This is a genomic window from Oligoflexus sp. (genome assembly GCF_035638955.1).
GTDB lineage: Bacteria > Bdellovibrionota_B > Oligoflexia > Oligoflexales > Oligoflexaceae > Oligoflexus.
The window spans coordinates 1-4,589 of the sequence record NZ_DASQYZ010000192.1 but is presented as its reverse complement, the minus strand read 5'-3'; the positions used below and the strand labels follow the sequence as shown (position 1 = coordinate 4,589).

5 protein-coding genes are annotated in these 4,589 nt (G+C 48.9%); 1 reads left to right on the top strand and 4 read right to left on the bottom strand.

Features of this window, described 5'->3' with window-relative positions:
• Positions 1-137 precede the first annotated feature (137 nt).
• From VE954_RS17950 to VE954_RS17935, 4 genes are all read right to left on the bottom strand, one after another.
• The gene (locus VE954_RS17950; RefSeq protein WP_324955235.1) at positions 138-1,019 is read right to left on the bottom strand and encodes a hypothetical protein; all 882 of its coding nucleotides are present in this window, start codon (positions 1,017-1,019) and stop codon (positions 138-140) included.
• 127 nt (positions 1,020-1,146) lie between these two features.
• Positions 1,147-1,560, bottom strand: coding sequence for a hypothetical protein (locus VE954_RS17945; protein ID WP_324955233.1), 414 nt, complete (start codon positions 1,558-1,560; stop codon positions 1,147-1,149).
• A 231-nt stretch (positions 1,561-1,791) separates the two neighbouring features.
• Entirely contained in the window at positions 1,792-2,271 is a 480-nt protein-coding gene (locus VE954_RS44300) for a transposase domain-containing protein (RefSeq protein ID WP_414699014.1), read from the bottom strand.
• Between the two features lie 153 nt (positions 2,272-2,424).
• Entirely contained in the window at positions 2,425-3,033 is a 609-nt protein-coding gene (locus VE954_RS17935) for a DUF4360 domain-containing protein (protein WP_324955228.1), read from the bottom strand.
• A 613-nt stretch (positions 3,034-3,646) separates the two neighbouring features.
• Between VE954_RS17935 and VE954_RS17930 the strand changes: the two genes are divergently transcribed.
• Positions 3,647-4,567, top strand: a complete 921-nt coding sequence (locus VE954_RS17930; RefSeq protein ID WP_324955227.1) for an alpha/beta hydrolase family esterase — start codon at positions 3,647-3,649, stop codon at positions 4,565-4,567.
• The last annotated feature ends 22 nt before the right edge of the window (positions 4,568-4,589 follow it).

The window sequence follows — 4,589 nt, the reverse complement described above, 5'->3', positions numbered from 1 at the left end:
CGGTATGAGATCGGCAAGGGAGAAGGCGAAGAGCTGACGGTCTTTTGAGCGGTCTGGCTTAAACACGATGGCCTCCTTGAGGCCATCAAACTATCAAAAGCTTGGGGACGTAACCACTGTGAATGTGTCCCAGCCTCCTAGATCGCATACTTATTTTCTTTGATCAGATATAAATTTTCGGCGATGAGGGACTTGTGACTCTCGGCACCTAATATTTCGCTACCATGTTTCAAAGCTTCGACATTCATGATCGATGCAGGCTCATAAAAATACCTAAGTTGGAGCTGTTCTTTCTGCTGACTTTGTACTCGTTGAAAGAACACTCGAAGGAGAAGCTTTGGATGTAATGGGATCCATGGTAGACGTATCCCTTCCATTAAACCTTCAAGATACTGGCGGGGGATATAACAATCTGAGGCTAGGAAATATTCTTCCTCATTATTTGGAATCATAAAGGAAATAAAAATTTCATTGTATTGATCCAGAACCCAATTATTAAATTTTTCAGAAACCATAGTGGATGGGCTTATGCGAAGGCCCGAGGCTTGTCTCAGCAGCTCAGATAAACTATGTTCGCCATGCACTTGGCTATACAAAATTCGGTACCATCTTTCAAAATGTATTTGAAGGAGGGGTGTCATCAATATGGACAAGTAATAGAATTTGATCCATTTCAGCTTTTGACTAGCCGAGAAGAATCGACTGGCATATTCGTGGTCTTTTTCAAGTCGAAGACGATGATCAGTCCCGACTTTCAAGACATGACACACATCCTTCTTAATTCTATTTTCGAACTTTGAACGGTATTTATTAAGGTCATCGATTTTCATTGTTTCGGCATTGAAAAAGGTATCATGACTGGCTCTATAGAATGCGTGGATTTTTTCTTCCACAGAGTGGCATTCAAGTTCAAGATCAGTATCGAACCATTTTGTATAACAAACCTTGCTATTTACTAATCCCCGCATCCTCAAAAGACACTGGGGTATGTAGTGGTCATCCCTTTTTTTCAGACTCATCTTGTTTTAGCTCCGCTGCTTTTCTTGATAATTTTACCAACTATAAAACATCGATGTTCAGTTCTAGCATCGACCTTCTCATCAGCTCGAACTTCAGACCAAAGCAAATGCGGCTTCACCATGCAGATCATGAACGCGTAATTTCCAGTATTCCATCCACATAGTACACCGAATCCCGATCGAATCCGCGCTCCTCATGCAAAGAGCCATAAAATTCCTCGATCCCTTTTAGCAGACGAATGCTACTGATTCCAGCTGTGCCGATATCAGGTTCAAAAGAAAGCAATGTTCTATCTCCAGAGTGGTAACCTGAAAGAGACATCCATGTGAATTGATTGGTACCCAGGCTGGTTGTAAGCATATAGTGCTCATCAGCGAAACGCTGCTCGACGGGAATATAATGATTCTCTGTTATTAGAAAGATCGATCCTCTATTAAACACCTTGTCGAGGTCTGATAGTCGGAGGATCAGAGCATCGACTCGCATAATCTTATCTTCAGAAGTTCGCACGTATTTGATAAGATCGCAGGTCAATTTCACTTTCGAATCCTTCTCTGAGAGATGAAGTGTTTTTCGGTTGAGTAGCTGTGAAAAAAGGTATCGATCACCCATCCGGAGCCATTTTGAATTCCCTGGTTCGGATTACAATTGGTGGCTTTGAGTCGATGAGAATAATTCGAAAACGGCAGGTCAGAGCAGAGAGCAAGACCTCTGCAGAGATCTTCTATTCCGTCGCTGCATGATCGTTCGCCAATCCTTGCTTCCCCTCGCTCAGCTTCTGCAAACGCAACACAGCCCGAAATCCTTTGTGCTGTGAAGAGCATCCACGGTCACTATTTTGCCGCGAATATCAATCGAATCGAGGAGGGGTCTTATTTCATCAATCTCGCTGGCCTTATGATCAACCTGCCTATCACCCAGCGGCTGAGCATCGCCGTGTGTGATGGCGGAACGTACATGAATCTGCCTCCCATTTCTATCCCTGGACGCCTTAAGGGTTTTGCCGTCAACCGCCAGGGCTTTGGAGTCGCTGCTGCCGGAAAGCCAATCATTCGTGAGGAGGCCCATCGTAAGCGACTGGCCATCCCCAGTCAGAGCCCCAGAGTCCAGCCGATCCGACTCTGGCCAATGAGATTTGAAGTTCCAGGGAAGCGAATGTTCGATGTCTGCGCCCAACACTGCTTTGGGAATCTCGGCAAAGACGTGCGTGAGATAATCATACGGTTCGACGTTGTTAGCGCGAGCTGCGATTACAAAACCCTAGAGGGGCCGCGCTTGCATGAGCTCCCTTCACAGTATCAGAAAATAGCCACGCCTTCCTTCCAAGCGCGAACGGCCTCACAGCATAGTCAACAGTGTTGACCCAGGGCACCGGCTCTTCGACCTCCTGAGGCCAGATTGTGATTAGAGACTGCAGGGCTCGTTTTTAAAATACATGATCACATGCTCGACGTGCGCTGACCCGCCGTTAGATTCAGGGGCTTCGGCAATCATGCTCAATTGAAGGTTGGCCTTTAACTCGGCGCTGGTCGCACAGCCGCTGCTGATCTTGCCGACCAAGGGTATCTGCGCAGCACTTCGCCAAGGTCCGACCGAGAGATTCGAATCCGAATTCCAGCCATGTGCACCGCTCGCAGATACACGCCCGCCCTTGAATGCGAGATCCCGTATCTTCAGTTCGAGGGTCGGGTCTCCATAGATATCGACGGTTCCTATCAAGTACGTCGACAGAGGCGTGAGGTTGAACGCCTGGCTCTGACCGAAACGTAATTCCACCACACAAGAGCTTCGAGAAGCGGACATCGGGATTCCCGGTCCGAAATCAGCGGTCAAATCTCCATCCGTGAACGATAACATGATCGAATCACCGCCGAGATTGACTGCCTTAAAAGACCGGCATCCGGATCCGAAGCTCGTGGCGGAGGTGATGGGCGGTAGGCCGGCCTGGCAGACGGTGCTTTGGATCAGAAAACTGGTCGCTGCCAGAAACGCCATCGGATAAAAAAATTTCATGGGCTCTCCTTAATCATGTCAGGTAGTGGTAACCCGAAAAGCCTCTGAGGGGTAGATGAAAGTCAAGACAGCATAATCTCTGTTCTGTGAGTGGGTCATTCTCATGACCCTGAATAAGGGAAGGGGACTACTATGTCAGAGGAATCGCGGCAAAAATTGAAGGGCACTCCATACAAGTCTGTTGGCTACAACTCATCAGTTGAAATGAAATGCTGATCCTATAGTGCCCCCAATTTGATTGAGACAACCCGTAAGCTGCTGTAGAAAGGATCTCTATGGCTTATAGCGAAGGTGCAGTTGTGTCAACTGCCACAAAAGCGGTACGACTGTCAAAATCTGAGCATGCGGTTCGGATTTTTCGCAAGCGGCGCCTAGCCCTCTAAAAACTTGAGGGCAGCGCGCGGAATCCCATCGCAATCGAGTACTTTTTCAAAAAGATTTATAGACAAGACGATCCCCGAGCTCCATTTTGGTAGGCAGAATCATCGGAACTTATTCCTTCAAAAAGGCAACAAAAGCCTGGATTCTGCGCTGCAGGTCTTGCGAATGGCGCCGTTCGCAGCTTTTGGTTCCTCCTATACCAACAATGGCTCATCATCACGTGAGGGTGATCGTGAAGAATTTCCTATTGGCTCCTTTATTGTTTTTTTCCTCGTTGCTAGCAGCCGCAGAACTTTCCGTCGATGGATCAGCGATACAAGACGCGTATGCATCGCGCCCCGACCATGCGACGATTTCGCCTCAGGATAGCGAGCTGTCGTCGACGTCACTCTTTGAACGGGACCTTCGTTATAGTCTTTTTGTTCCATCTCAAGCACCCAAGACAGGCCGCTATCCCCTGATCGTCAACCTGCATGCCTATCTGTCGAGCGCACCTATCCAGGAAATATTCGCCTCCATGAACGCAGAAGCGGAACGGCGGGGCTTCATCATCGTCTATCCGCAGGCCCGCTTTGCGTCGTGGAACGGCGGTTTATGTTGCGGCGAAGCCGCCTTGAGGCAGTCCGATGACGTGCAGTACATTCGTGACATTCTTGAGGACGTCCAAAAAAAATATCCCGTGAACTCCAAGAGAATCTATGCCACGGGCATGTCGAACGGTGGATTCCTGACCCATCGTCTGGGCTGCGAAGCGGCGGATCTTTTCGCGGCTATTGCACCGGTTGCGTCTGTTCTGGGACTGCAGCCGGCCGCCTGTCATCCGCAAAGGGATCTTCCTGTTCTGATGATCCATGGCAAGCTCGATCCTATCGTCTTCTACGGCGGTGGAGTTTTCAACAGCGTATCCAAGACTGTCGATTTCTGGGCTCAGGCGAACTCCTGCCGGTCGGTCGTCGCTCAAAGGTCGTTCTCGGATGCGACTTGCTATCGTGGAGTTGACTGCCAGGCGGATACGCAGCTCTGCGTATCGGATTTGGGTGGGCATTGCTGGCCAGGGAATCCGATCTGTCCTGGTTCCTTTGGGGCGAATCCTTTGGATGCTAATCCGCTCATTTTCAATTTTTTTGAGCAGCAAAGCTTGCGCCCAAAGTGAGCGAAGCTGCTGTGAAACGCCG

What these genes read in the sequence shown, in the direction of transcription:
- VE954_RS17950 (WP_324955235.1), bottom strand. Translation starts at nt 1,019, where the DNA reads ATGAGTCTGAAAAAAAGGGATGACCACTACATACCCCAGTGTCTTTTG.
- VE954_RS17935 (WP_324955228.1), bottom strand. Translation starts at nt 3,033, where the DNA reads ATGAAATTTTTTTATCCGATGGCGTTTCTGGCAGCGACCAGTTTTCTG.